The 20,819-nt window shown below is 68.9% G+C and carries 20 protein-coding genes and 2 pseudogenes; 13 read left to right on the forward strand and 9 right to left on the reverse strand.

What is annotated here, in order from left to right; translation table 11 throughout:
• The first annotated feature begins 327 nt into the window (after positions 1–327).
• Together OHS70_RS21185 and OHS70_RS21190 are read left to right on the forward strand one after the other, a co-directional pair.
• The gene (locus OHS70_RS21185; RefSeq protein ID WP_328399376.1) at positions 328–1,095 is read left to right on the forward strand and encodes a hypothetical protein; all 768 of its coding nucleotides are present in this window, start codon (positions 328–330) and stop codon (positions 1,093–1,095) included.
• Positions 1,096–1,719: 624 nt separating this feature from the next.
• Positions 1,720–2,085, forward strand: a complete 366-nt coding sequence (locus OHS70_RS21190) for a hypothetical protein (RefSeq protein WP_328399377.1) — start codon at positions 1,720–1,722, stop codon at positions 2,083–2,085.
• A gap of 217 nt (positions 2,086–2,302) precedes the next feature.
• Here the strand turns inward: OHS70_RS21190 and OHS70_RS21195 are convergent, their stop codons facing one another.
• The 3 genes and pseudogenes from OHS70_RS21195 to OHS70_RS21205 form a co-directional block, all read right to left on the reverse strand.
• A complete protein-coding gene (locus OHS70_RS21195) occupies positions 2,303–2,641 on the reverse strand; it encodes a nucleotidyltransferase domain-containing protein (RefSeq protein WP_328399378.1) in 339 nt (112 codons plus the stop codon).
• Positions 2,642–2,664: 23 nt separating this feature from the next.
• A pseudogene (locus OHS70_RS21200) lies at positions 2,665–2,930 on the reverse strand (ISAzo13 family transposase); the annotation flags it as partial.
• A 621-nt stretch (positions 2,931–3,551) separates the two neighbouring features.
• Positions 3,552–4,745: a serine/threonine-protein kinase gene (locus OHS70_RS21205; protein WP_328399379.1), complete on the reverse strand. Its 1,194-nt coding sequence runs from the start codon at positions 4,743–4,745 to the stop codon at positions 3,552–3,554.
• Positions 4,746–5,151: 406 nt separating this feature from the next.
• Here OHS70_RS21205 and OHS70_RS21210 point away from each other — a divergent pair, with 406 nt between their 5' ends.
• The 5 genes from OHS70_RS21210 to OHS70_RS21230 all read left to right on the forward strand — a co-directional run bounded on the left by OHS70_RS21210 (position 5,152) and on the right by OHS70_RS21230 (position 9,726).
• Entirely contained in the window at positions 5,152–6,837 is a 1,686-nt protein-coding gene (locus OHS70_RS21210) for a penicillin-binding transpeptidase domain-containing protein (protein ID WP_328399380.1), read from the forward strand.
• A 380-nt stretch (positions 6,838–7,217) separates the two neighbouring features.
• Positions 7,218–7,571: a hypothetical protein gene (locus tag OHS70_RS21215; protein ID WP_328399381.1), complete on the forward strand. Its 354-nt coding sequence runs from the start codon at positions 7,218–7,220 to the stop codon at positions 7,569–7,571.
• 521 nt (positions 7,572–8,092) lie between these two features.
• Entirely contained in the window at positions 8,093–8,953 is an 861-nt protein-coding gene (locus OHS70_RS21220; protein WP_443062752.1) for an SCO2400 family protein, read from the forward strand.
• 289 nt (positions 8,954–9,242) lie between these two features.
• Positions 9,243–9,407, forward strand: a complete 165-nt coding sequence (locus OHS70_RS21225; RefSeq protein WP_328399383.1) for a hypothetical protein — start codon at positions 9,243–9,245, stop codon at positions 9,405–9,407.
• Entirely contained in the window at positions 9,391–9,726 is a 336-nt protein-coding gene (locus tag OHS70_RS21230; RefSeq protein WP_328399384.1) for a hypothetical protein, read from the forward strand. Before OHS70_RS21225 ends, OHS70_RS21230 begins: the two co-directional genes overlap by 17 nt.
• Positions 9,727–9,743: 17 nt before the next feature.
• Here OHS70_RS21230 and OHS70_RS21235 read toward each other — a convergent pair whose 3' ends face one another.
• Positions 9,744–9,938 carry a hypothetical protein gene (locus OHS70_RS21235; RefSeq protein ID WP_328399385.1) on the reverse strand — a complete coding sequence of 65 codons (195 nt, stop codon included), beginning with the start codon at positions 9,936–9,938 and terminating at the stop codon, positions 9,744–9,746.
• A 167-nt stretch (positions 9,939–10,105) separates the two neighbouring features.
• Between OHS70_RS21235 and OHS70_RS21240 the strand changes: the two genes are divergently transcribed.
• Positions 10,106–10,672 carry a hypothetical protein gene (locus tag OHS70_RS21240; RefSeq protein ID WP_328392304.1) on the forward strand — a complete coding sequence of 189 codons (567 nt, stop codon included), beginning with the start codon at positions 10,106–10,108 and terminating at the stop codon, positions 10,670–10,672.
• Here OHS70_RS21240 and OHS70_RS21245 read toward each other — a convergent pair.
• The 3 genes and pseudogenes from OHS70_RS21245 to OHS70_RS21255 form a co-directional block, all read right to left on the reverse strand.
• Positions 10,590–11,420, reverse strand: coding sequence for an IS5 family transposase (locus OHS70_RS21245; RefSeq protein ID WP_328392310.1), 831 nt, complete (start codon positions 11,418–11,420; stop codon positions 10,590–10,592). The two genes, OHS70_RS21240 and OHS70_RS21245, sit on opposite strands and share 83 nt — an antisense overlap.
• Positions 11,421–11,779: 359 nt before the next feature.
• Positions 11,780–12,053 (reverse strand): annotated as a pseudogene (locus tag OHS70_RS21250) (hypothetical protein); the annotation flags it as partial.
• Between the two features lie 44 nt (positions 12,054–12,097).
• Positions 12,098–13,549: an AAA family ATPase gene (locus OHS70_RS21255; RefSeq protein WP_328405793.1), complete on the reverse strand. Its 1,452-nt coding sequence runs from the start codon at positions 13,547–13,549 to the stop codon at positions 12,098–12,100.
• Positions 13,550–14,113: 564 nt separating this feature from the next.
• Here OHS70_RS21255 and OHS70_RS21260 point away from each other — a divergent pair.
• The 4 genes from OHS70_RS21260 (at position 14,114) to OHS70_RS21275 (ending at position 18,361) form a co-directional block, all read left to right on the forward strand.
• Positions 14,114–14,935: a hypothetical protein gene (locus OHS70_RS21260; RefSeq protein WP_328399386.1), complete on the forward strand. Its 822-nt coding sequence runs from the start codon at positions 14,114–14,116 to the stop codon at positions 14,933–14,935.
• Positions 14,936–15,064: 129 nt separating this feature from the next.
• On the forward strand, positions 15,065–16,600 hold the full coding sequence (locus OHS70_RS21265; RefSeq protein ID WP_443062632.1) for an ISL3 family transposase: 1,536 nt from the start codon (positions 15,065–15,067) through the stop codon (positions 16,598–16,600).
• Between the two features lie 308 nt (positions 16,601–16,908).
• A complete protein-coding gene (locus tag OHS70_RS39090; RefSeq protein ID WP_443062753.1) occupies positions 16,909–17,304 on the forward strand; it encodes a helix-turn-helix domain-containing protein in 396 nt (131 codons plus the stop codon).
• A 52-nt stretch (positions 17,305–17,356) separates the two neighbouring features.
• Positions 17,357–18,361 carry a sigma-70 family RNA polymerase sigma factor gene (locus tag OHS70_RS21275; protein ID WP_443062754.1) on the forward strand — a complete coding sequence of 335 codons (1,005 nt, stop codon included), beginning with the start codon at positions 17,357–17,359 and terminating at the stop codon, positions 18,359–18,361.
• A 158-nt stretch (positions 18,362–18,519) separates the two neighbouring features.
• Here OHS70_RS21275 and OHS70_RS21280 read toward each other — a convergent pair whose 3' ends face one another.
• Positions 18,520–18,783, reverse strand: a complete 264-nt coding sequence (locus OHS70_RS21280) for a hypothetical protein (RefSeq protein WP_328399391.1) — start codon at positions 18,781–18,783, stop codon at positions 18,520–18,522.
• Between OHS70_RS21280 and OHS70_RS21285 the strand changes: the two genes are divergently transcribed.
• A complete protein-coding gene (locus OHS70_RS21285) occupies positions 18,754–19,506 on the forward strand; it encodes a hypothetical protein (protein ID WP_328399393.1) in 753 nt (250 codons plus the stop codon). The two genes, OHS70_RS21280 and OHS70_RS21285, sit on opposite strands and share 30 nt — an antisense overlap.
• A gap of 479 nt (positions 19,507–19,985) precedes the next feature.
• Here the strand turns inward: OHS70_RS21285 and OHS70_RS21290 are convergent, their stop codons facing one another.
• A complete protein-coding gene (locus tag OHS70_RS21290) occupies positions 19,986–20,441 on the reverse strand; it encodes an MmpS family transport accessory protein (RefSeq protein WP_328399395.1) in 456 nt (151 codons plus the stop codon).
• Positions 20,442–20,819: the final 378 nt, after the last annotated feature.

Genomic DNA, 20,819 nt, shown 5'->3' on the forward strand with positions numbered 1-20,819 from the left:
ATCATCGGTGAGCGCCCTCCCACGGCCCCTGAACGGCCCCCGGGAGGGCGCTTCGTTGTGCGGGTGACACCCGCTTTAAGGAGTTCGATCAGCGCTGGACTCTGCCGTGGAGTCGTGTGGTGGCGCCAGCCGGGACAGCCCATGCAGGCATGCTGCCGTCCGGCCCTGTTGATGTCAGCCTGGGCTTAGCGCTTGCTCCACCGTCGCTGTCAGCTGACCGGGTCCGCACCCGTCCCAGGGCGGCCAGCGTCAGCCCCGCCTCAGCCGGTAAAGTGGCGACCTTCGGCCGGCGGAAGCCGTACGGAGTCCTCGAAGGCCGGGCACATCATGCACCTCGCCGACCGTCCCGCACGCCGCCGTCTCAGCGCCGCCCTGGACAACCTTGCCGTCACCTTCCGCGGCATGACGGCGCGTCCGGACGAGCACAACTGCGAGTGTCACTGGGGCAGTCCAGAGGAGCTCTCCCTTCTGAAGACGCCGGACGTGGAGCTGGAGCCGGATCTCCTGCGCCGGACCTGGCAGGCCATCGACTGGACCGATCACGCGGCTGTGCTGCGCCGCGTCCTGCCGCAGTTTGCCGCGGTCCTGGTCGCCGGTCGCGCGGAACCCCTGTTCGGACTGGAAGAGGCCGGGTACTCCTTCGCCCGCGGCCGCTGGCAGCAGTGGCCTGAGGACCACGCCGGTCCGGTACGCGAGTTTCTGCATGCCTGGTGGGCGCACAGCCTCACCGAGCCGGATCCGGTCGTCCCGGCGCACCAGGTCTTCGTGATGTGTGCAGAGGCATCCGGAACGGTCCGCCCCTGGCTCGCCGAATGGGAGAAGCAGACCGGGTACCTCAGCGAACGGCGCCTCGCCGAGGCGGCGGCGGAATGGGAGTACGAGCTCCTGGGAGACAGCCTGCCGTGGAGCGTCGGCTGGTACGAGCACGACGCGGAGGAGATGCGCGCCGAATTGGTCGCCTGGCTCCTCGACCACGCTGCAGTGCGGCTCCGCGCGTCGGGCGCATCGTCGGATCTGCAGCACCGGATACGGCTGCTCGGACTCACCGGCGAGGACCGCTGGACGGATGCGCACTGGCCCGGCCACCGCTACTGACGACCAGCGGGCGCGACCTCGGTACCGTACCGCGTAGCCAGCGGCGTGTGTCGATGCGCTACTTGGCTGCGAAGAGGCCGGGCGTAGGGACTAAATCAGTAGCCGAAGAAGTGTCCAGCGGTCGTGTCCGGGCGGCTCCATGTGGCCACCCGACTCCAACATCATCGGGACGAAGGTCGGCGGCTGGCCCGCCTGGAGGCAGCCTGCCGACTGGCCGAACTGCAAGAGCTGACACCGCATGGAGCACCTTCTGACCATCACCGGCGACATACAGTTGGGCGACTGCGGCGGCGTCTACTTCTTCCATTGCCGCCAGTGCCCCGCCTTCCCGTGGGACTGGCGCTTCGACTGCCACTGACAGCTGAGGTCGGTGGATTCTCAATGGGGCGAGTCAACCCCTCAACGATCTTGAAAACCGTCGTGACAGCGATGTTACCGCGGGTTCAAATCCCACACCCACCGCACGTGAACGGCCCCTGACCAGCCATCTCAGTCGGGGGCCGTCGGCGTCCGCCCACCGTGATCGCCCGGTGTTACCCGTGATTTCCCGCTCGTTCGGGCACGGGAGGGGCATGCTTCCCATCACCTGAGCCCGGCAGTCTCCTGGGCTGCGAAACTCTCCGAGTGAGCTATCCCGCGACAGACGAGCTGTCCTCCCCCGAGCGCGCCTTCATGATCAATGCGACCGAGATCGACATCCTTCCCGGTGTCTGGGCCGACCTCGATGAGCCGCTGGCGTCCGGGCGTGCCGCGGACCTTGTCCCGATCCTCCTGTCTCTTGTCGACAGGGGATGGATCGAGGTGTCCCGGGTCATCCCCTGGACGGCACCCGATGAGGCTGCGGGATTCCAGCCCGGTCCCACCATCCCGAAGCGGGCCCTTCCTACTCTTCTGTCGGACGCCGAGAACTGGGAGTACCTGCAATCTGGCGAGTGGTTGGGATGCCTGACATTGACCCTCACCGAGGCAGGACAACAGATCCCTCGATGACTCGTGGTCAGCGACACGGTCGGCGGAGTTCTTGATGGCTGAAGCCCGATGGTTGGCTCGCCCGTGGGATTTGAACCTGTGGCCTCATCCTTATCAGGTCGGTCCCACATCCCCGCTACGCCAGGGGATGCAGCCGGTTCACCGGCCGCGGTGGTCGTTGGTCATCGGCCGTAACCGCCGGTGTTTGCCGCTGTTGGTGTCAAGCGCTGATGTCAGCTCAGCTTGGACGGCAGGCAGCGATCAATGTGGCCAGCATGCCTACGGGGTCGTGCAAAGAGCGTGCGCCGTCAGTGACCACGCGGCGGGTGCCCGGGTCGATCGGGTCGGTGTCGGCCCAGGAAGGGGAGCCGATTCCGAATTCCACCTCCAGCCCGGAGGGGGTTGCGAAACGGCCCTCCAGGAGCACGCCCCATCGCTGCGTCCTGATGGGCGTCGGCATGCCGAGGTCTCGCGCCCAGTCCTCGCCGTCGTAGAGGCCGGGCTCGGTGGTGAGCAGAGTCAGGTCGACGTCCGAGTCGGGTCGGGCAGCGCCACGGGCACAGGAGCCGACCAACAACAGGCCGGTGATGTCCTCGCGGGCGGCGGCCGATCCGCGACCCGCTTGCGGCCCCCGCCCGGACGCCGCACCCGACCCAGAGGCCCCTCACCCGCCTCAAGTTCGAACACGCCTTGCGGACCGTCGTCTCGCTGACCGCAGCGGCCTGTGCCACCGCCCGGACACCGCCGTGCCCCAGGCCCCGGGCCTCTGCAGCCATCAACAACCGCCGCTGCCGCTCGTCCAGATGCGGGAGCAACACCGCGAACTTCACGGCGAGTTGGTCACGAGTCTCATCCGGGATGCGCATACCACACCAGCGAGCCTCAGGGCGGGAAGCAACACCTTGATTCCCTGCAAGCCCTTAGCTTGCCCTTGCTCTGTTCGGAACCGGAACTGCTGCGCCTGGGTCGCCTCCCGGCGCCTCCAACTGCCGTACGGCGAGTGCCAGCAGCGCATGGTCGGAACCGGTGGTCGCGCAGAGGCGTGCTGTGCTACCTGCGAAGTTCATCCGACGCTGCTGGAGCCGGGTGCTCGCCGGCTGCTGGGGGCGAGTGGGTATGTCGCGAAGCAGAAAGATCACGGTCATGGTGGTTGTGCTCGCGTTGACGGTGTAGACGCTGTTCTTCTGCCTCTAACCTAGGAGGTCGTTTTCATCCGCGAAGTCTGTTTGGTCCACACTCGTTCCAGTGTCGAGGCGCGACTCCCGAGGCGTCGATGCACCAACGCGGCTGGCGAGAGTCTGCGGGAGCCCGCATCGTCAGTCTCATCCCGTGAAGCCTGTCTCGCTCCCAGATGTATCTATAGCTGCGACTACTCTCGCTGCACCGCGCACGAACCCGATACGCGTGAGGTGCGAGTGCAGCACCGAGGCGCGTGAAGCGGTGCAAACTGGATGAAAACGACCTCTCGGCGCGGCCGTCTGTGTCCCTCAGTCCTTCCTACCCTTCCCTCCGCCCTTCTTCGGAGGCTCTTCCTTCTCTTCTTCGTCCTTGTCGTCGTCAAACGAGGATGACGACAGGCCGGGAGAAGGCGTGGCCGACGTGGTGTCCGAGAGCCGAGCCTCACTGGGGGGCGTAGAGGTGGAGGGCACTGCGCTGCCCGGAGAAGGAGAGGAGGGGTCGCCCTCGCCGGAAGTCACAGAAGCGCCGATGACGGCTGCCATAGCGAACGCGACGGCTCCGGCGACACCGATCACGGCTTTGGACGGCGTCCCGGTGGGCCGGGAACGCGACGGTCGAAGCGGGTGCGCCGGGGCTGGGGGGATGGGAGGGAAGGCCTGGGGCGCCGTGCTGGTCGTCGGCGCCTGGTCCGAGTGCGCTTCCACGGCGGCGAGCCAGCCCGCTGCCTGCTCGGCGGTCGGGCGTTGCACGGGGTCCTTGGCAAGCAGGAGCAGGAGGTGGTCAGCCAGTGATCGCGGTATCTCGGGGCGCAGATGGTCGGGCGGGACGGGGGCGGCGCTGACGTGCTGCTGGACGACGGCCGGTGTGTTCTCACCGAGGAACGGGGGGCGGCCGGTGAGCAGTTCGTACAGCACGCAGCCCAGTGCGTAGACGTCCGAGGCGGGCAGGGCGGGGCGTCCCACGGCGCGTTCGGGTGCCAGGTAGGAGCCGGTGCCCAGGATCTTGCCGGTTGCGGTGGGGGTGTGGGAAGCGTCGTCGGCGAAGCGCGCGATCCCGAAGTCGGTGATCTTCACGATTCGGTTGGTGGTGAGCATGATGTTGCCGGGCTTGATGTCGCGGTGGATCACGCCTTGAAGGTGCGCCGCGGACAGGCCTGCCGCCATCTGAGCGCCGATCGCGCCGGCCTCCTGGGGATCCAGGAGCCCGTGCACGGCCAGTTCCTGGGCCAGGCTCCAGCCATCGACCAGCTCCATCACCAGGTAGAACCGGCCGTCGTGGCAGCCGGAGTCGTACATGCTGACCAAGTGGGGGTGGTTGAGGCGGGCCGCAGTCTGCGCCTCCATCCGGAAACGCTCGGCAGCCGCGTCGTCATCGTCCGCGCGGAGCAGCTTCACCGCCACCGGCCGGTCCAGCGCCTGGTCGGTGGCGCGCCAGACCTCGCCCATGGCACCGCGCCCCAGCGGCTCGTCCAGCCGATACCGCTCCGCAACCAGCACACCCACACTCGCCTTCCGACCGCGGCGACGCCGGCAGGCGCAGCCAGCCAATGTGACATGGGAGCTTCCGGCGGCGCAGCGGGCGCCGCACTCCTGCCACACCGCGTAGAAGAGCAAGGGGCAGGCAGGCGACGGGGGGACGCCCGGCCTGCCCCTTGCGTGGATGCCCGCACGGGGGGAACGGGCACCACACCCGACCTTGCGCAGTCGGGCTCCTTTCATAACTGCGCGGGGAGCGCCGTTAACGTCACACCCTCCGCGCCGACGGGGCAGATGATGGTGCGGCCTGCCAGCGCGAAGCCGACCTGGTGGCCGTGCTGCGGGCGCGGGCTGAGTGGTTGACCCTGGCCGCGCCGCCCCTATGGTGGGGCCTCGGTGAGGAGTCTGGGGAGCGGGGATCAGCGGAGGACTTGTGGGCAAGAGAAGGCGCGCCGCGCGCAGCAGAACGAACCCCGCCGTGATCGGCGGGGTGGTCGCGGTGATCGTGGGCGGTGCGGGGTTCGCCGCGTACAGCATGTACAGCGGCGACGCGCCAGGCGAGGAAAGCTCGGCCGACGGCACTGCGAAGACACTCACAGCACGCCCAGTGACGGCCGCGGAGGTCCGGGCCACGGCCGACGGGTTCCTCACCGCCTGGCAGCGGGGCGACGCCGCGAGCGCCGCCGCGTACACGGACCGGACAGCGGCAGCACGGGCCGCGCTGTCCGGGTACCGCAAGGACGCGCACATCGACGAGGTGACGCTGACCCGCGGCAAGACGTCCGGGCCGAAGGTGACGTTCAGGGTCTCGGCCACGGTCTCGTACAAGGGGAAGAGTAAGCCCCTCACCTACGACTCCGAGCTCAGAGTCGTCCGGGCCGAGGACGGCAAGCCACTGGTCGGCTGGCAGTCGTCCGTCGTGCACCCGGACCTGAAGGAGGACGACAGGCTGGTCACGGGCGAGGCCGGGGACCCGCCGGTCAAGGCAGTGGACCGGAACGGCGCGGAGCTCACCACGGCGAAGTACCCCTCGCTCGGCACCGTCCTGGACGGCCTGCGGGAGAAGTACGGCAGAAAGGCCGGGGGTACGGCGGGGGTCGAGCTGCGGGTGGTCAGCGGGGACAGCGCGAAGAAGAGGGAGAAGGGCGCGCAGGAGAGGGAGGGCACGCCCCCCGGCAAGACGCTGCTGACGGTGTCCAAGGGCATACCCGGAACGCTGCGGACCACGCTCAGCGCGACCGCGCAGGCGGCTGCCGAGCACGAAGTGGGCGAACGCGAGCGGGCGTCTGTTGTTGTCATGAGGCCGTCGACGGGCGAGATCCTCGCGGCGGCCAATTCGAGCCATGGCTTCAACACGGCGCTCCAGGGGTCCCTGGCGCCCGGCTCCACCATGAAGATCGTGACTGCGTCGATGCTGCTGGAGAAGGACCTCACATCGATCGACAAGCAGCATCCGTGCCCAAAGTACGCGTCGTACGGCGGATGGAAGTTCCAGAACGTGGAGAAATTCGAGATCAAGAACGGTACGTTCCGTTCGAGCTTTGCTGCCTCCTGTAACACCGCCTTCATCACGCAGGCCGAGAAGCTCGACGACTACGATCTGACCAAGCAGGCCCAGCAGGTCTTCGGGCTGGGCCTGAACAACTGGTCGACAGGGGTGTCCAGCTTCGACGGAGCGGTGCCGGTGCAGAGCAATGCGCAGATGGCGGCATCGCTCATCGGGCAGGGCGGGGTACGGATGAACCCGCTCAATGTCGCGTCCATCATCTCCACGGCCAAGACCGGCATCTTCCGGCAGCCGTATCTGGTCTCGCCCGACGTCGACGACCGCACGCTCGCGACGGCCCAGCGCAAGCTGGACGCGTCCGCGCAGACTCAGCTGCACGCACTGCTGAGCTACACCGCGACGTCGGGCTCCGCCGCCGAGGCCATGGCCGGCCTGGGCTCGGACATCGGAGGCAAGACGGGCTCGGCCGAGGTCGACGGCCAGAAGAAACCCAACGGCTGGTTCACCGCGTGGCGCGGCGACCTGGCCGCGGCGGCGGTGGTGCAACAGGGTGGGCGCGGAGGCGAGTCAGCGGGGCCGCTGGTGGCAGCGGTACTCCGGGCCGGTGGCTGACGCCCGCGGCGCCGGTGCAGGCGGCGCTGGCCTGCGGCCTGTCCGAGGCGGAGCTTGAGGCTGCGCGGGCGGGGCATGCGAGTCTGCCGGATGTGGTCTGGGGCAGTTGGGCCGGGCCCGCGAATCGCGCACATACCGGGCCGGGGGCCGTGATGGCAGCCCGAGCAACCTCCTCCAATTCATCCGGAAAAGTGCCCTGGCGCGCGAACATTTGGGTAAGTGCCTGAATAGGCAGCCATATTTGGGTCATCGCGGATGGTGGTGTAACACGGAAGCGCATGCGGAACGCAGAAGCAGGCGTAAGCGGGGCGACGACTCAGGCTGAATTTCGACACCTGGAGCGAGCGCGCCGACATGGCACTACGTCGATCGGATTTCCTGTGAGCAACATCGACCCGGGTCCCGGATACCAGACGTACAACCAGCCCTCGGGCCCGGACCGCTCCGCGCGCAACCAGGCCGCCGCACGGCGCACGGCCCTCACCGTCTGCACGATCGCCGACATCGCGGCAGGTCTGCTTGGCCTGTGGATCCTGTTGTTCCTGCTCGACGCGAACGAAGCGAATGTGTTCGTCGGGTTTGTGCGGGGAACGGCGGACTGGCTGGCCTGGTGGTCGCAGGACATTTTCACGATGGACACAGAGGGTCTACGAGTTGTCCTTAATTATGGTCTCCCGGCTGTCATGTATTTGCTGATCGGCCATGGGATCGCCGCCCGGCTCAACCGAGCCTGACAGCGGACCGGCCTTTATCGATCGCCACAAACCGCTGCCGCCAGTTCCTTCCTCGCCGAGGACCCTGCAGGGAAGTGACGGCAGCCGAAGGACCGACTGTGGCACGCACCCCCACTCAAAATGATCACCTGCCGATCTATGAGGACCTGGTACGCGAACGCGGTGACGCCGTTGCCGAAGCTCAACTGGCGGCCGAGCACACGCAGCATCAGGCAGCGGAACTACTGACCGACGGGATGCGGCCCAGCAAGCCCATCGCCGGGACGACCACACCCGAGCTGCTGCGGGTGGTCAGCCGGAGTGGCGCGGGTCGCTGCCGTAGGCGAACTCGGCGCGGATAGGTCCGTCTGTCCCGTCCTCACCCAAGGAATCCACGCATGAGCATCACACTGGCTGCACGAAGGCTTTCGAAAGCCTCGTTAGCGTGGCTGACCGCTCGATCCCCTGTGCGGGAACGTGACCAGGCCGTGGCCCAGGCGGGCCGACGGCGCAGTCGACCCAGGAAGACCGGAAGACCGCAGATGGATTACTGCTCCTCATGTCGTCGGCATCTCAACGGCGCGCTGGTGTGTCCCGGGTGCGGCGCCTTCGCCCCGGACATCGCCCCGCACGCCACCGGCGGCCGCATCGGTTCGGCCCTGGCGATGACGGGCGCCCCACCGGCCACAACGGCCCACCGGGAATCCACGGCTTCCGGCACGTGGCACGACAGACCCCTGGACAACGAGGCAGAGTTCAGTGCTGACATGGACGTGGCCCCGTACGCCCCCGCCGCCGAGGCCGAGGACCTGCCGCCCGCGCAGCAGGGGCGGGCGGCACGCCGTCGCCAGCTGGCCCGCTGGAAGAAGAACAGGCGCCGGGCAGCGGTCGCGAGCGCCGTCGCACTCGTCGGAGGCGGCCTGACCATCGCCACGATGGACCGGCACTCCACGGACCGGGCACAGGCGGCCACAGTGCCGGACGACCGGAGCATGGGCGCCGCGCAAGAGCAGACGCCTGAGCAGAACCGTCCGGCGTCCACACCAGCCACCGCTCAGCGCACTCACCCGTCGTCACACACCCCTTCCCAGCCGCAGCCGCAGCCGACGGCGACCAACACCCCGCGACAGCGGTCCCTCGCGGCCCCGCCCCCCACGCCCCCGCAGATCGCCCGGCCGGATGCCGCCGCGCCTCCCCGTCCGGCTGCGATGTCGACCCCGCAGCCGCAGAGCACCGCCCCGTCCGCCGGCGACACGGCCCCCGACCGCTCTGACACGACGGCGGAGCAGCCGTCGGCGCCCGCGACCGCCGACAGCACGGACTCGGGCGCGTCCCAGACCGGCCCCGCACTGGTATCGATGTCGCCGACGGAGGTCTGCCTGCTCGTGGTGTGCCTCGGCTGACCATGCCGACACCCGGCTGTTCCCGGTTGGACGAGCAGGAGGTGTGGCGCACATGACGAGTGGCCGCCGGGAGGGGATCGCGCCACTCTTCGACGTCGAACCTCGGGGCGCGCAGGACTCGCGCCTACGGTCCTATGTCCTGGTCTGCTCACCGACGCCGACCGACCCGGCCGCGCGCCCCGCTCCCGCCGCCGTATGGCGTGCGGCCGAAGCGGACGGAGTTCGCCAGCCGTGTGTCAGCCCGTGAGCAACGGCCCCAGCCGATGGAAAGGATGAGGAGGCAGCGCCCGTGAGTCCCCGCTACGAAGTCCAAGTCCTGCTGCACCGCATCGGCCGGTGGTGGGCCGTCGACGTCCCCCGCCTCGACCTGCACACCCAGTGCCGCACCCTGGAGGGTGCGGAGGATCTGGCGCGCGGCCTCGTCGCCGAAGCCGTTGGTGGCAAAGGCCGTTGAGGCACACTGTCGCGCCTACGAGAAGGTCAAGGACCGTGGCCACGCCCTGAACGCCACGGCATGGCGGCGTCTCGTCCGTGCCGCAGGCGGCGAACAACAAGTCGCGGCGTACTGCGCCCAGTTGACGGGATCGGCGGACGAGCGCCACCCCGGCGCCGACGAAGACGAGCAAGACCGGGAAGACCGGGAAGGTCAACAAGCCGAGCGCCGAGGCCAAGCCGTCAAAGGGGCCCTCCAACCGGCCCTAGGCAGCGCCCGTTCCGAGGCGGACCTGCGCATCACCGACGGGCCGGACCTGCCCTGCGCCGTACGTCCCTGATCCAAGGGTGGTTGGGGTTACTTGATATAGACGAGGCCGTCGGTGGGGATGGTGGGACGGCCGTTGTTGGTGGCTCTTCTGGCTCGCTCCGGCGTTGAGCTGCACGGTGTCGGCCGGGTCGGCGCCGTACTGGCGAGCTTCCCGGCTGCCACGCGGGCGACGGAGGCCAGCGGAGCGTTGGAGGTGTTGGTGGAGGTGTGCTCGCCGAGCACCGCGATGCCGTTGGACTCCCGCCACTTCAGCTGACTTTGCGCATCTCAGTGCGTTGTGGCAAAGGGAGTCCCTGTTCGATGAGCAGGGGCTTCGTCGTGTGCGGGGCATGATCGCGGAGGGGTAGGGGCAGGCAGCGGACGGCTTGTTGTGGATCGAGGAGGGTGCGATGCCGTCGGTGCTGGGGTTGATGGAACAGCGTGAGGCGCGGGCGAGGCAGGATCTGGAGTCCTGGACGGAGGTCCTGGAGCAGGCTCAGGCGGAGGTGGATGCCGCGCGGGAGCGGGTCGAGCGGGCCCGGGTGGGGCGTGAGGAGCTCGTGTCGGTGCTGGCCGGGGAGGGCGCGGTGAATACGCCGGTTTCCGTGCTGTCCGGTGGTGGGATGGCTGCTGCCGTGGGATCGGGCGGCCCCGGCGCGGGGCATGGCGAGCGGCCGCCGGTGTGGCGGTCGGGCATGGGCGAGGAGGTGCTCAGCGGCCTGTACCGGGAGGTGTTCGCCGCGGTGGTGGCTGCTTCGGGGCCGGTGAACGGGGTGGAGCTGACGCGGGCGGTGGGCCGGGAGGCGGAGATCAAGAACGAGGTGGAGAGGATCCGGCACCGTGCCTACGTGCTGGAGAAGCGGGGCTGGCTGGTGCGGGCGAAGGACGGACGGTTCATGCCCGTGCCCGCAGCAGTCGGGCGGGGCGTTTCTCCGGCCAGCGCGGAGCGTCTGCGGCCAGGCGCCGGGACAGCCTGATCACGGCGGCCCACCACACCATCTGGGCGTGGTGGTCGGGGCGGCGTTCGTGGTCGCGGTTGAGGCGGCGTGAGCGGGCCAGCCAGCTCAGCGTGCGCTCCACGACCCACCTGCGGGCCAGGACGACAAATCCGCGTTGTCCGTCGGAGCGGCGCACGACCTCGGTCCGGACTCCGTGGCGGGCGAACGCCTTCGCCAGCGCCGGACCCTGGTAGGCACTGTCGACCCACACCAGTTTCAGCAGCCGGCCCGGCTGGTCCATGAACGTCTCCAGCAGTGCGGGGGCGGCCTTGGAGTCGTGCACATCGGCCGTGGTCACGGTGACCTCCAGGAGCAGGCCCTCGGTGTCGGTCAGGATGTGACGCTTGCGGCCGTCACGTGACTTGCCGCCGTCGTATCCGCGGCTGTCCTCGCCGACGGTCTCGGAGGCGTCCACCGACTGACTGTCGATGACTCCCGCACTGGGCTCGGCGTTGCGGCCCGAGCGTTCCCTCGCCGAACGTCGCAGGCGTTCGTGCAGTTCACGCACATAGCCGTAGGACCGCCAGCGGCGGAAGAAGTCGTAGACCGCCCGCCAGTACGGGAAGTCGACCGGCATGGCCGTCCACTTCACGCCGTTGTCGACCAGGTAGCGCACCGCGTCGAGTATCTCGCGGTGGCAGTACGCCTCCGGACGCCCGCCCCGCTTCAGCAGCCAGGCCGGAACCGGCATCGCCGAGCGGACCTCGGCCCACTCCGCATCCGTCATGTCACTGGGATAGCAGCCTGCCCGCAGCCCCGGAGCGATCGAACCGAACCGGTGCACGTAGCAGTCACACGCAGGGGTGACCGCGGTGGACGCAGGCACAGTGGTACTGCTCAACTGATCGGGCAACGGGCTTCCTTGGTCGTGCTGGTGTCGTAACCGCGTCACTACCAAGGGGCCCGTTCTTTCATGCCCGCGACCGCACCCGTACCTCTGTCCAGATGATCACCCGCGCCGCACGCCTCGAACGAAATCCGGTTAGCCACAACGCACTCAGACAGACTGGCCGCTGGATGCGTCCTGCCTGCGCCTTGCCCTTCCGCGGTTGGCAGGGCAAGGCGGACGGAGTGACAGGCCAGGTGTCAGGGGGTGAGCCGGACGACCTGGGGGTCGTGGTCGCTGGCCTGGTCGGCGAACTCGGCGTTGGTGTGGACGATGTCGTAGTCGTACGACGTCAGGGCGGGGCTGATCAGTATGTGGTCGGGTGGCCTGCTGGCCGCGCCTGGTCTCCGAGGAGCGGGTGGGCGGCTGGTAGCGGGCGTGCAGGGGCTGGTCGCCGCCCTTGGATCTGAAGTGGTTGGCGATGACGAAGACCGTCTTGCCCTGGAAGGTGAACTCGCCGACCCGTGGGTACCGGTGGAGGCCATGCGCCCCGTAGAGGTGCGGTAACTGCGATCGGGTCAGTCGCCTTGATAGAGGCGAACTGGATCGATCAGCTGGATGGTGGGGTCGTTCTCGGCGAGGTGGCGTAGTTCGTTTGTGAAGCCGGTGCCGCTGTAGAACTGCAGCCGGGTGACGTCGGTGGCGGTGCCGCGCGCGGTGAGGAGAGCACGGATGTGGCGGAGCCGTTCGAGGTGGCCCTTTCCCATGACGTCGTTCCATTTGGCTTCGCCGATGGCGAGCAGTGCTTCGCGGCCGCTGTCGGTCTCGCCATGGACCGCGACGTCGACTTCGTGGCTGGTCTTCGCGGCAGGATCGTTGACGGTGCCGCTGCCCACCTTTGTGACGTGCCCGCCGTGGGTTGCGGGGGACGCGTGCCAGCGGGCCCATTCGCGGCCGACCTGTTCGAAGTGCGGGCCGACAACCTTGCTGCGGAAGGTGGACTGGGCGCGGCGCCAGACGGCGGGGGCGCGTCCGGGGCGTTCCAGATCGCCCCAGGCGGGGCGCATGACCGCGTGGTAGAAGGCGATGAGAGGTTCGGCGATGCGGTAGGCGGAGCGGTTGCGGCGGAACGCGTCGGCCTCGTGCGTGATCATGCCGACGTCCTGGAGGACGCTGAGCGGGTGGGCGAGGTCGGTGGACTTGCGGCCGAGGTAGTCGGCGATGCCGCCGCGTGCGGCGTTTCCGGCGGCGATGGCGGCCAGGACGGAGTGGTAGAGCGCGGTGTCGTGGAGTTCGGGTTCCTCTGCGAGCAGGTAGCGGGCCTCGCGGAAGAGCGGACGGGCGGGATTGAGGACGGCGCGGGTGACCCAGGCGTCGAAGTCGTGGGGCCCGGCGGGGGCGTCGCCCTGGGTGAACTCGCGGCGGTAGGCGGGGGTGCCGCCGACGATGGCGTGGGTGAGCAGTGCGGTACGCGGGTCGGTGATCTCCCAGAACTCGGCGGCGAGGCGGAAGTCCAGGGTGGGGACGACGAGTTCCAGGCCGGCGCGGCCGCGCAGCGGGGCGTTGCCGGCGAGGAGTCCGCCCATGAAGGACAGGGCGGAGCCGCACAGCAGGAGCCGTACGGGGGTGTTGGTGTGCTGGGCGGCGGGGTCGAGGGCGCGCTGGATGATCGAGGGGAGGGCGGGGGAGGCCTTGGCGAGGAAGGGGAACTCGTCGATGACCGCGATGGTGGGGCCGCCCCTGTCGGCGATGCGCATGAGCTCGGTGACGGCCTCGTCCCAGTGGGTGAAGCGGAACGGGGTGGGCTGGTCGCGGTGGCGGGCGAGGGCTTCGCCGAACTGGCGCAGGGCGTCGGTTTCGGTGGTCTCGGTGGCGGTGAACATGAAGCCGCCTCTTGCCCGCGTGACGGCGTCCAGGAGGAAGGTCTTGCCCTGGCGGCGGCGGCCGGAGACCACGCCGAGGGTGGCGCGCGGGCCGGGCAGGGCGGCGAAGCGGGTCAGCTCGGCCCACTCGAAGTCGCGGTCGAACATCTCGGCAGGTTTGTCCACGGCACACCTCTACATGGATAGGTGCGCTTATTATATCTGGACTTATTCAAGAGTCCTTTCATTCGTGCGTCCGGGCCCGGCGTTGGCCCCGGACGGTGGCGAGGGCAGGGATCGGGGCGGGGCTGGTGGGCGGTGGTCACCGCGATCGCGGATCACCGTGGAGGCCGCCTTGCACCTTTGAAGTGCCAACCCGCCAGCGTTCGAACCGGCATCGCTGTCTCGCTGGTCGCGAACGTCGCAGCCGTTTCCTGCAGTCAGCTCACGGCGGACAGGTGACGCGCCCCGGCCGCCCGCCGCCCACCCCGCGGAAAGGGATCGCCGCAGTCGCAGCCGCCGAACCCGGACGCGGCGTCGAAGGCCCGTTCCTGCTCCGCCCGGGCACGTTGCCGCGTATCGCGCTGCTTCTTCTTCGCACGCCGTCGTTCCTGGTTGCGTTTGCCCACTGCGGTAGCTCGTGCTCGCGGAGGTGTTGCCGTCTCCGCACCGAGCGTAGTGGCCAGGGCCGCCCGCTCGCCCACTCTCCCGGGGGTGCGCTTGAATGACCGCATGGCTGTGGTCATGGACGAGGGGACGGTGTACGCGTTCGCCGACGACACCGAGGTCACCGAGGGGCGGACCCTGCTCGCCGACGGTGCGGTGATCGAGGCGGAGAGCGAGCCCCGCGGCATCGGCGGCCTGGTGCGGGACGGCTCGGGCGCCGCTCGCGGTGTATGGGTGCAGGTCGTAGGCCGGGAACTGACGGCGAAATGCGACGGCCCGTGCGCCCTGGCGTCAGGACGCTTGTGCCGGCATGCCGTGGCACTCGCCCTGCACGCCGTCGAACGGCGCCTGCCCTGGCACGCCGCACCCGTCGACGACACCCCCTGTGCCCCCGGCGAAGCCCTGGACGCACTCACCGCCGTGGAGAAGGCCGCGGTGCTGGACCGGCTGCTGGATGCTCGGCCCGAACTGCGCGCAGAAGCAGACCAGTTGGCCGTCCACTTGCTCGCCCCGCGTGCCCGCGTCGAACTGACCGCCCTTCAGGAGGGGACGGCGGCCGAGGTCGAGCAGGCCCTGCGCACCCTGGACAGCGACCATCTGAGCACCGGCTATCGCCCGGGCTTCGGGTACACCGACGTATACGAGGCCGCGAGCCGTCTGATCGAGCCGATCATCGAGCAGTACGAGGCCGATGTCCGTCGCCGTCTGGCGCTGGGCATGCCTGACGCGGCCGAGGCCGTGGCCCTCGGCGTACTGGACGGCCTGGACGCCTGCGAAGGCGACTACGACGGCGACGAGGTGCTGTGCTACGCCGGGGAAAGTCTCGCCGAGACCTACGGGTACAAGATCCGTGAACTGATGCGCACCGCAGGCCGAGCCGTGGAGTAGACCCGCCCTTTCGACGGCCGGCTGTCCGCCGCCCGCCGCTGAACACTAACAACTCCAGAAACACCGTTCACTGGGCCCTGTCTCACTTTCGGTGGTGACGGAGCGTCGTGATGGGTCGTTGACATTCGCGTGAAGGATGTCAACGAGCTCGTGCAGACGGTCTTTTCGGGTCTGTCCCCGCTGGTCATCGCGGATGTGGTCGACGAAGGTGAGCGGATCGTGGTGCGGGCACGGACTCCGCGGGACACTGCGGTCTGCCCGGTGTGCGGGGCCCCGTCGGAACGCGTGCACGGCTATCACTGGCGGACAGTCGCGGACCTGCCGGTCGATGAACGACGGGTGGTGGTCCGTGTGCGGGTGCGGCGTCTGGTGTGTCCCACGCGCGGCTGCCGTCACACCTTCCGCGAACAGGTGCCCGGCGTCCTGGACCGGTACCAGCGACGCACCGCTCGTCTGACCAGGCAGATCAAGGCCGTGGTCAAGGAGTTAGCGGGCCGGGCCGGGGCACGTCTGCTGGCGATATTGGCGGTGAGCCTGTCGCGTCACACGGCCCTGCGCACCCTGCTGCGGATCTCGTTGCCCACCGGGCGGGTGCCCCGTGTGATCGGCGTCGACGACTTCGCCCTGCGCCGGCGGCACCGCTATGCCACCGTGATCATCGATGCCGAGACCCATGAGCGGATCGACGTGCTGCCCGACCGCACGGCCGACACCTTGGAGGCGTGGCTGCGCGACCATCCTGGCATCGAGATCGTGTGCCGCGACGGCTCAGCCACCTACGCCGAGGCGATCCGGCGCGCCCTGCCTGACGCGGTGCAGGTCGCGGACCGGTGGCATGTGTGGCACAACCTGTGCGAAGCCGCCTTGAGCGAGGTCAAGGCACACAGCACCTGCTGGGCCGCCGTGCTGGACGCGCCCATCTACGACGGGCCCCGTGCCCAGACCACCCTGGAACGCTGGCACCAGGTCCACGGCATGCTCGAGAAGGGTGTGGGCCTGCTCGAATGCGCCCGCCGTCTGCAGCTGGCCCTGAACACCGTCAAACGCTACGCGCGAGCCGAGAAGCCCGAGCGCATGCTCCGCGTCCCCAAATACCGCGCCAGCCTCGTCGACCCCTACCGCGAGCACCTGCGCAAACGCCGAGCCGAAGACCCCAGCGTCCCCGTCAAGCACCTCTTCGAAGAGATCAAAGCCCTCGGCTTCGCCGGCTGCCTCAACCTCCTGCATAAGTACATCAACCAAGGCCGCGCGGACGCCGACCGCAGCCACATCTCCCCACGCAGGCTCGCCCGGATGCTGCTGACCAGGCCCGACAACCTCAAGGCCGAGCAACACGAGCTCCTGGCCAAGCTCACCGCCGCCTGCCCCGAGATGACCCAACTGGCTGCAGATATCAGGGACTTCGCCCCACTCCTTGCGCCTCACACCGACAATGCCGATGCGCTCACGCGCTGGATCGCCCAAGTCCGAGCAGCCGACCTGCCCCATCTACATGCCTTCACCCGAGGCCTGGACCGGGACATCGACGCCGTGATCGCCGGGCTCACGCTTCCGTACAGCAACGGCCCCACCGAGGGCGTCAACACCAAGACCAAATGGATCGCACGCCAGATGCACGGACGAGCAGGCTTCACCTTGCTTCGGCACCGCATCCTCCTCGGATAGCAGCACGCTCCGTCACCACCGAATGTGAGACAGGGCCGTTCACTGGACAGACCCGCCCAAGCGCAAAAGCCCTTCGAGGCCGCGGGATGCACGGATCCGCCGACCGGTCTCCGATGCGCCGTGGGCGCTGTTGTCTGCTGTCACACACGCCACACGCCACAGGCCGCTGCCGGGCCTGTAATGCTCAGGAAATGCCGTAGACATCGGGACGACGAGACGGCGGCATAGCCTCTGACTCGGGGTGGTTGTCGATGGGAGATGTCATCGCGGTACAGCCCGGCCGTATACCGGCCGTTGGACTCGGCCCGATGCTGAACGCGGCCAGGCTCCGGCGCGGTTGGCGGTTACGCGAAGCCGCACGGCCGCTCGGCCTGTCCGCTTGCTACCTGCTCGACGTGGAAGCCGGACTGTGCCGGCCGTCGCGCGCGGTCGCCGGACTGCTCGCCGACGGACTGCAGCTCAACGACGCCGCGCGTGCCCACCTGTTCGCCGGCGGCGATGCCGCGGACCTCGGCCACCCCGCGGGGCGCGCAGCCCGACTCAGAGGACCAGGAGCCGCGCCGAGGTGCTGGGTTGTGACCCCGTTCGTTGCGGCGTCTTCGACTGGAGCCCCCACGCACGGGCCTCGCACTGTGCTGGTTCGTGGGCGGTGGTCGGCACGTGATCTCGGCGGGGTGAGAGGCGACAGTGAGCGGACACGATGAGCCTGCGGAGCAAGGTTCGGTGGACGGGCATCCCCCCGATCGCTGGCAGCGGGTGCTGAGCCACCGTGAGTCCTTGCTGAAGGTGGCGCGACGGCGGTCTATGAATGTGGATGACGCCGAGGACGCGGTACACGAAGCCATGGTCCGTGCGGCGGAAAACGCCAACGTGGATGACGCCCGGCTGGGCGCGTGGCTGACATCGGTGACGATACGGCTGTGCGTCGACCGGTACCGGCAGATCAACCGCGAGGCCGAGGTTCACGCCCGTTCGGCGCGCGCCGCGGCCGGACCCGCCACGGTGGAGGAGGCGGTGTGCGACCAGGCGGAGGCGAAGTGGCTTGCCGGCCACAGCGCGGACCTTCCGCTACGCCAGGCGGAGGTGCTGAGCCTGAGGGCGCAGGGCTTTGACCTCGCACAGATTTCGCAGCGCACGGGACTCAGCTACCAGGCGGTTCGGTCGCTTCTGGCCAGGGCCCGCAGGGCGCTCCGCGCCGTACTGGCGGCGACACTGGTTCTCGCCGTCTGGGTGTGGCGCGGGCGGCCGCGAGTGGTGAAGGAAGCCGCGCAGACAGCCGCGCTGGCGTCCGTGGCGGTGACCCTGACGGTGGCGGGACTGGCCCTGACCGCACCTTCCGAAGCGGAGACCGAGGAGGCTCCGCTTTCGCGGCGTCCGTACGTAACGCATCTCCCCGCCGGTGCGGGGCCCTCAGCGGGGCGCAGAGAATCGATTCCGTCCGAGACGGCCTTGTCCGGTCTTCCCGTCGGGCTCGGGGACGGTCCGGTGTCGCCGACGGCCGTGGGCCCCCTGCCGCCGGCGTCCGCGGCACCGTCGAACCTGCAGGGCACTGTTCTGCCCGCCCTGCCAACCCTGCCCGCCCTGCCAACCCTGCCCGCCCTGCCGGCCCTGCCGGAAGGGCCCGAACTGGCTCTGCCGACGGCGCCGGACGTGTCCGCCGTAGTCCCGTCCCGGCTGCCGGTTCCGCCGCTCGACCCATCGGGTCCGGTCGGCTCGATCGAGCCGGGCCGTGCGCTTGCCACGCTGCTGCCGGACCGCTGACGACGGGAACTCGGCTGCCGCCTCTGCGCCGAGGTCACAGCGTCCGCGCACTCTCTCGAAAAATTTCTCCTCTCGTGCGACTCACGCGCCGCTCGCCCCCGTAGAGCAGGTGACGTATCCACGCCGCTGCCGCCAAGGCGGCTCCGTGAGGAGGCGAGTTACGCGTGACTCGATGCAGGATCCGAACCGGCAGCCGCGACCACACGCTCTCCTCCGACCAGGCACGCGAGGCCGCGCAGGGCTTCGTCCAGGACAGCGTCTCCGGTTTCTCCGCCGACCGGCAGCTCGTTGGCCAGGAGGCCGTCAGCCACCTGGACGGTGACGCGCTGCGGCCGCTCCGCCGACGAGACGTCGAAGCGGGCGAGGCCGGTGCCCGTGCAGTCTCCGCGGAGGTGGACCGCCGCACCGGTGCCGTCGTCCACCTGTCCGCCGCTCGGGGAACAGCCGATGCGGCGTCCTTCCCCGTCGGCACCGAAGACGCGATCGCCGCAGCACGGGCGGCCGTGGGAGAGGAACACCGTCCCACGGCCGTCGCCGGTGACACCTGGCATGCCGGCCGATGGACCGTCACGATCGACCGCGGCCTGAGCGGACGCGCCGAAGCTCTGTTCCGTGACATCGAACGCCTTGAGACCGATGCCCGCACCCGCGCTGTGCCCGGACGGCGGGGCGCGTACGGGATCGACGCCGATCGCAGCCTTCCCGTGGCCGAGGGCGTACCGCGCACCGTGACCCGGTACCGCTACGGGGGCGAGGTGGCCATCGCCAACGTCGAGGAAGCGCCGAGCGGCGCCGCACCAGGCGGCACTCCGCCCGCCGGCATCCGCACGTCGACCATGTCCCGCACCACGCACGAGGCCTCCATTCCGGACCCGTACATTGACGCCCCCGGCGATGGAATCGGGCGTGAAAGCGGCAACTGCTCCGAATACCGGTTTTCACGGCGACGACCTGGGGATGGTGTAGGAGACGGGAAATTGCCGGGCCGAGTCCGCGACACATCGCGACCAGCCGAATCCCTGCACGTTCACACCGAAGGGTATCAGTCCGACCACACGCCACAAGAAGATCAGTGGCAGTTCCTATGTACGACTCCGACGCACCACAACTGGAGCGGATTTCTCCGTCCGGTCGCTGCGGAATGACGGGAGCCACGCCCGCGCGGTGATCGACCGCAACGTTGTCAGCCCGTACAGCAATCCGGTTTCCGATATCGACCACGCCAATCAGCGCGACATCTACCAGAACGGTTCGCACTGGATCCACCGCGACCACGACAAGATTCCCGACAAGCAGCTTCCATCCCTACGGCCAGTATCCCGGCGGGACGTACGTGCTCGACCTGATCTTCGGAAATCACCCGGTGGCGCCATAAGTGCCCTGCCCCGGTTGTGTGCCGAGCCTGATCGGCGGTGCCACACACCCGGGCTGCTTACTCATGTCGGAGAACTCCTTGGTCGAAGCGCCGACTTCCGTTCGCATAATAAGCTGGACTCTCGGTGTCGTTTTCCTTCTCCCTTTCTCCTTGTCTTCCTGTGTTTTGGCGGCCGGGTGCCGTCCTGACGGTCCAGCTCCGGGGCGTCGGCGGGTGTCGGAGAGTGGGGCGCCCGGCATCTGCTCACCGTCACCCGCCAGGCTGCACGACACTTGAGCAGGACACATCGGTGAACTGGCCCTTGGCGGTCTGCCTGTCGACGATCCGGCCGTCGATGCGAATGGAGCAGGATACCGACCCTGCCTTCCCGCCCGTCGCCATCACCTGCGCCACAGCCGCCCCGGGTCCGGCCGTGATGGCGATCTGCTTCTTCCACGGGAGCTTGGCGTTGTCCACGCTCTTGTCGTTGTTGACGCCGTCCGCCCGGTAGGTGATCAGCGCTGACGTCGAGCCGGGGCTCGTGACCTGGTAGGTGACCGTGTGCCGCGCGGGCTGGAGAGCCTGCCGCGCGCGCTCCTCAGGGCTTGGGTCTTCTGGGCCGCCGACGGCCGCGATGACGGCGGCACCGCCGGCAGTGGCGAGCAGCAGGGCGCCGAGCGACCAGAGGAACCACCTGGTGCGGTGAGCGTCTCGTGCGGGAGCCATAAGAATTCTCACTTTCTGTCCTGCGCTGCCGGTTGGGCGCGGCCGAGTCCGGTGAATCGCAGAGGGCGTGTTCGACCCTGGTGTGCCGGCGGCCTCTGCGTTCACGCCGTCATGGTGACATTCGGCCGGACCCCTTGACCAGGGTTCACGGAATTGATTGCGGTCAAGGCTGACGGCTCTGTGTTTGATCCCTTTGGTAACCGGTTCTGTCGGGGCCGGCGTGGCCCTTCCATGCTTCCCGGTGAACGTGATCGGGATGCCACCGGCCTGGAAGGCAAATACCTGACACTTTCGCGCGACCATTGCGCTCACCCGGACCTGTTGGAGTGCCCTGCTTTCATCATTCGATCACTCTCCGAGGTGTCTGTATTTTGGTTT

The sequence above is a fragment of the Streptomyces sp. NBC_00390 genome (assembly GCF_036057275.1).
In the GTDB taxonomy this organism is placed as follows: domain Bacteria; phylum Actinomycetota; class Actinomycetes; order Streptomycetales; family Streptomycetaceae; genus Streptomyces.

Excerpts from the sequence above, each read along its gene's own strand:
- OHS70_RS21255 (WP_328405793.1), bottom strand. The coding sequence starts at position 13,549 with ATGTTCGACCGCGACTTCGAGTGGGCCGAGCTGACCCGCTTCGCCGCC.
- OHS70_RS21220 (WP_443062752.1), top strand. The coding sequence starts at position 8,093 with ATGGATTACTGCTCCTCATGTCGTCGGCATCTCAACGGCGCGCTGGTG.
- OHS70_RS21260 (WP_328399386.1), top strand. The coding sequence starts at position 14,114 with ATGGCTGTGGTCATGGACGAGGGGACGGTGTACGCGTTCGCCGACGAC.
- OHS70_RS39090 (WP_443062753.1), top strand. The coding sequence starts at position 16,909 with ATGCTGAACGCGGCCAGGCTCCGGCGCGGTTGGCGGTTACGCGAAGCC.
- OHS70_RS21185 (WP_328399376.1), top strand. The coding sequence starts at position 328 with ATGCACCTCGCCGACCGTCCCGCACGCCGCCGTCTCAGCGCCGCCCTG.
- OHS70_RS21290 (WP_328399395.1), bottom strand. The coding sequence starts at position 20,441 with ATGGCTCCCGCACGAGACGCTCACCGCACCAGGTGGTTCCTCTGGTCG.
- OHS70_RS21245 (WP_328392310.1), bottom strand. The coding sequence starts at position 11,420 with ATGACGGATGCGGAGTGGGCCGAGGTCCGCTCGGCGATGCCGGTTCCG.
- OHS70_RS21240 (WP_328392304.1), top strand. The coding sequence starts at position 10,106 with ATGCCGTCGGTGCTGGGGTTGATGGAACAGCGTGAGGCGCGGGCGAGG.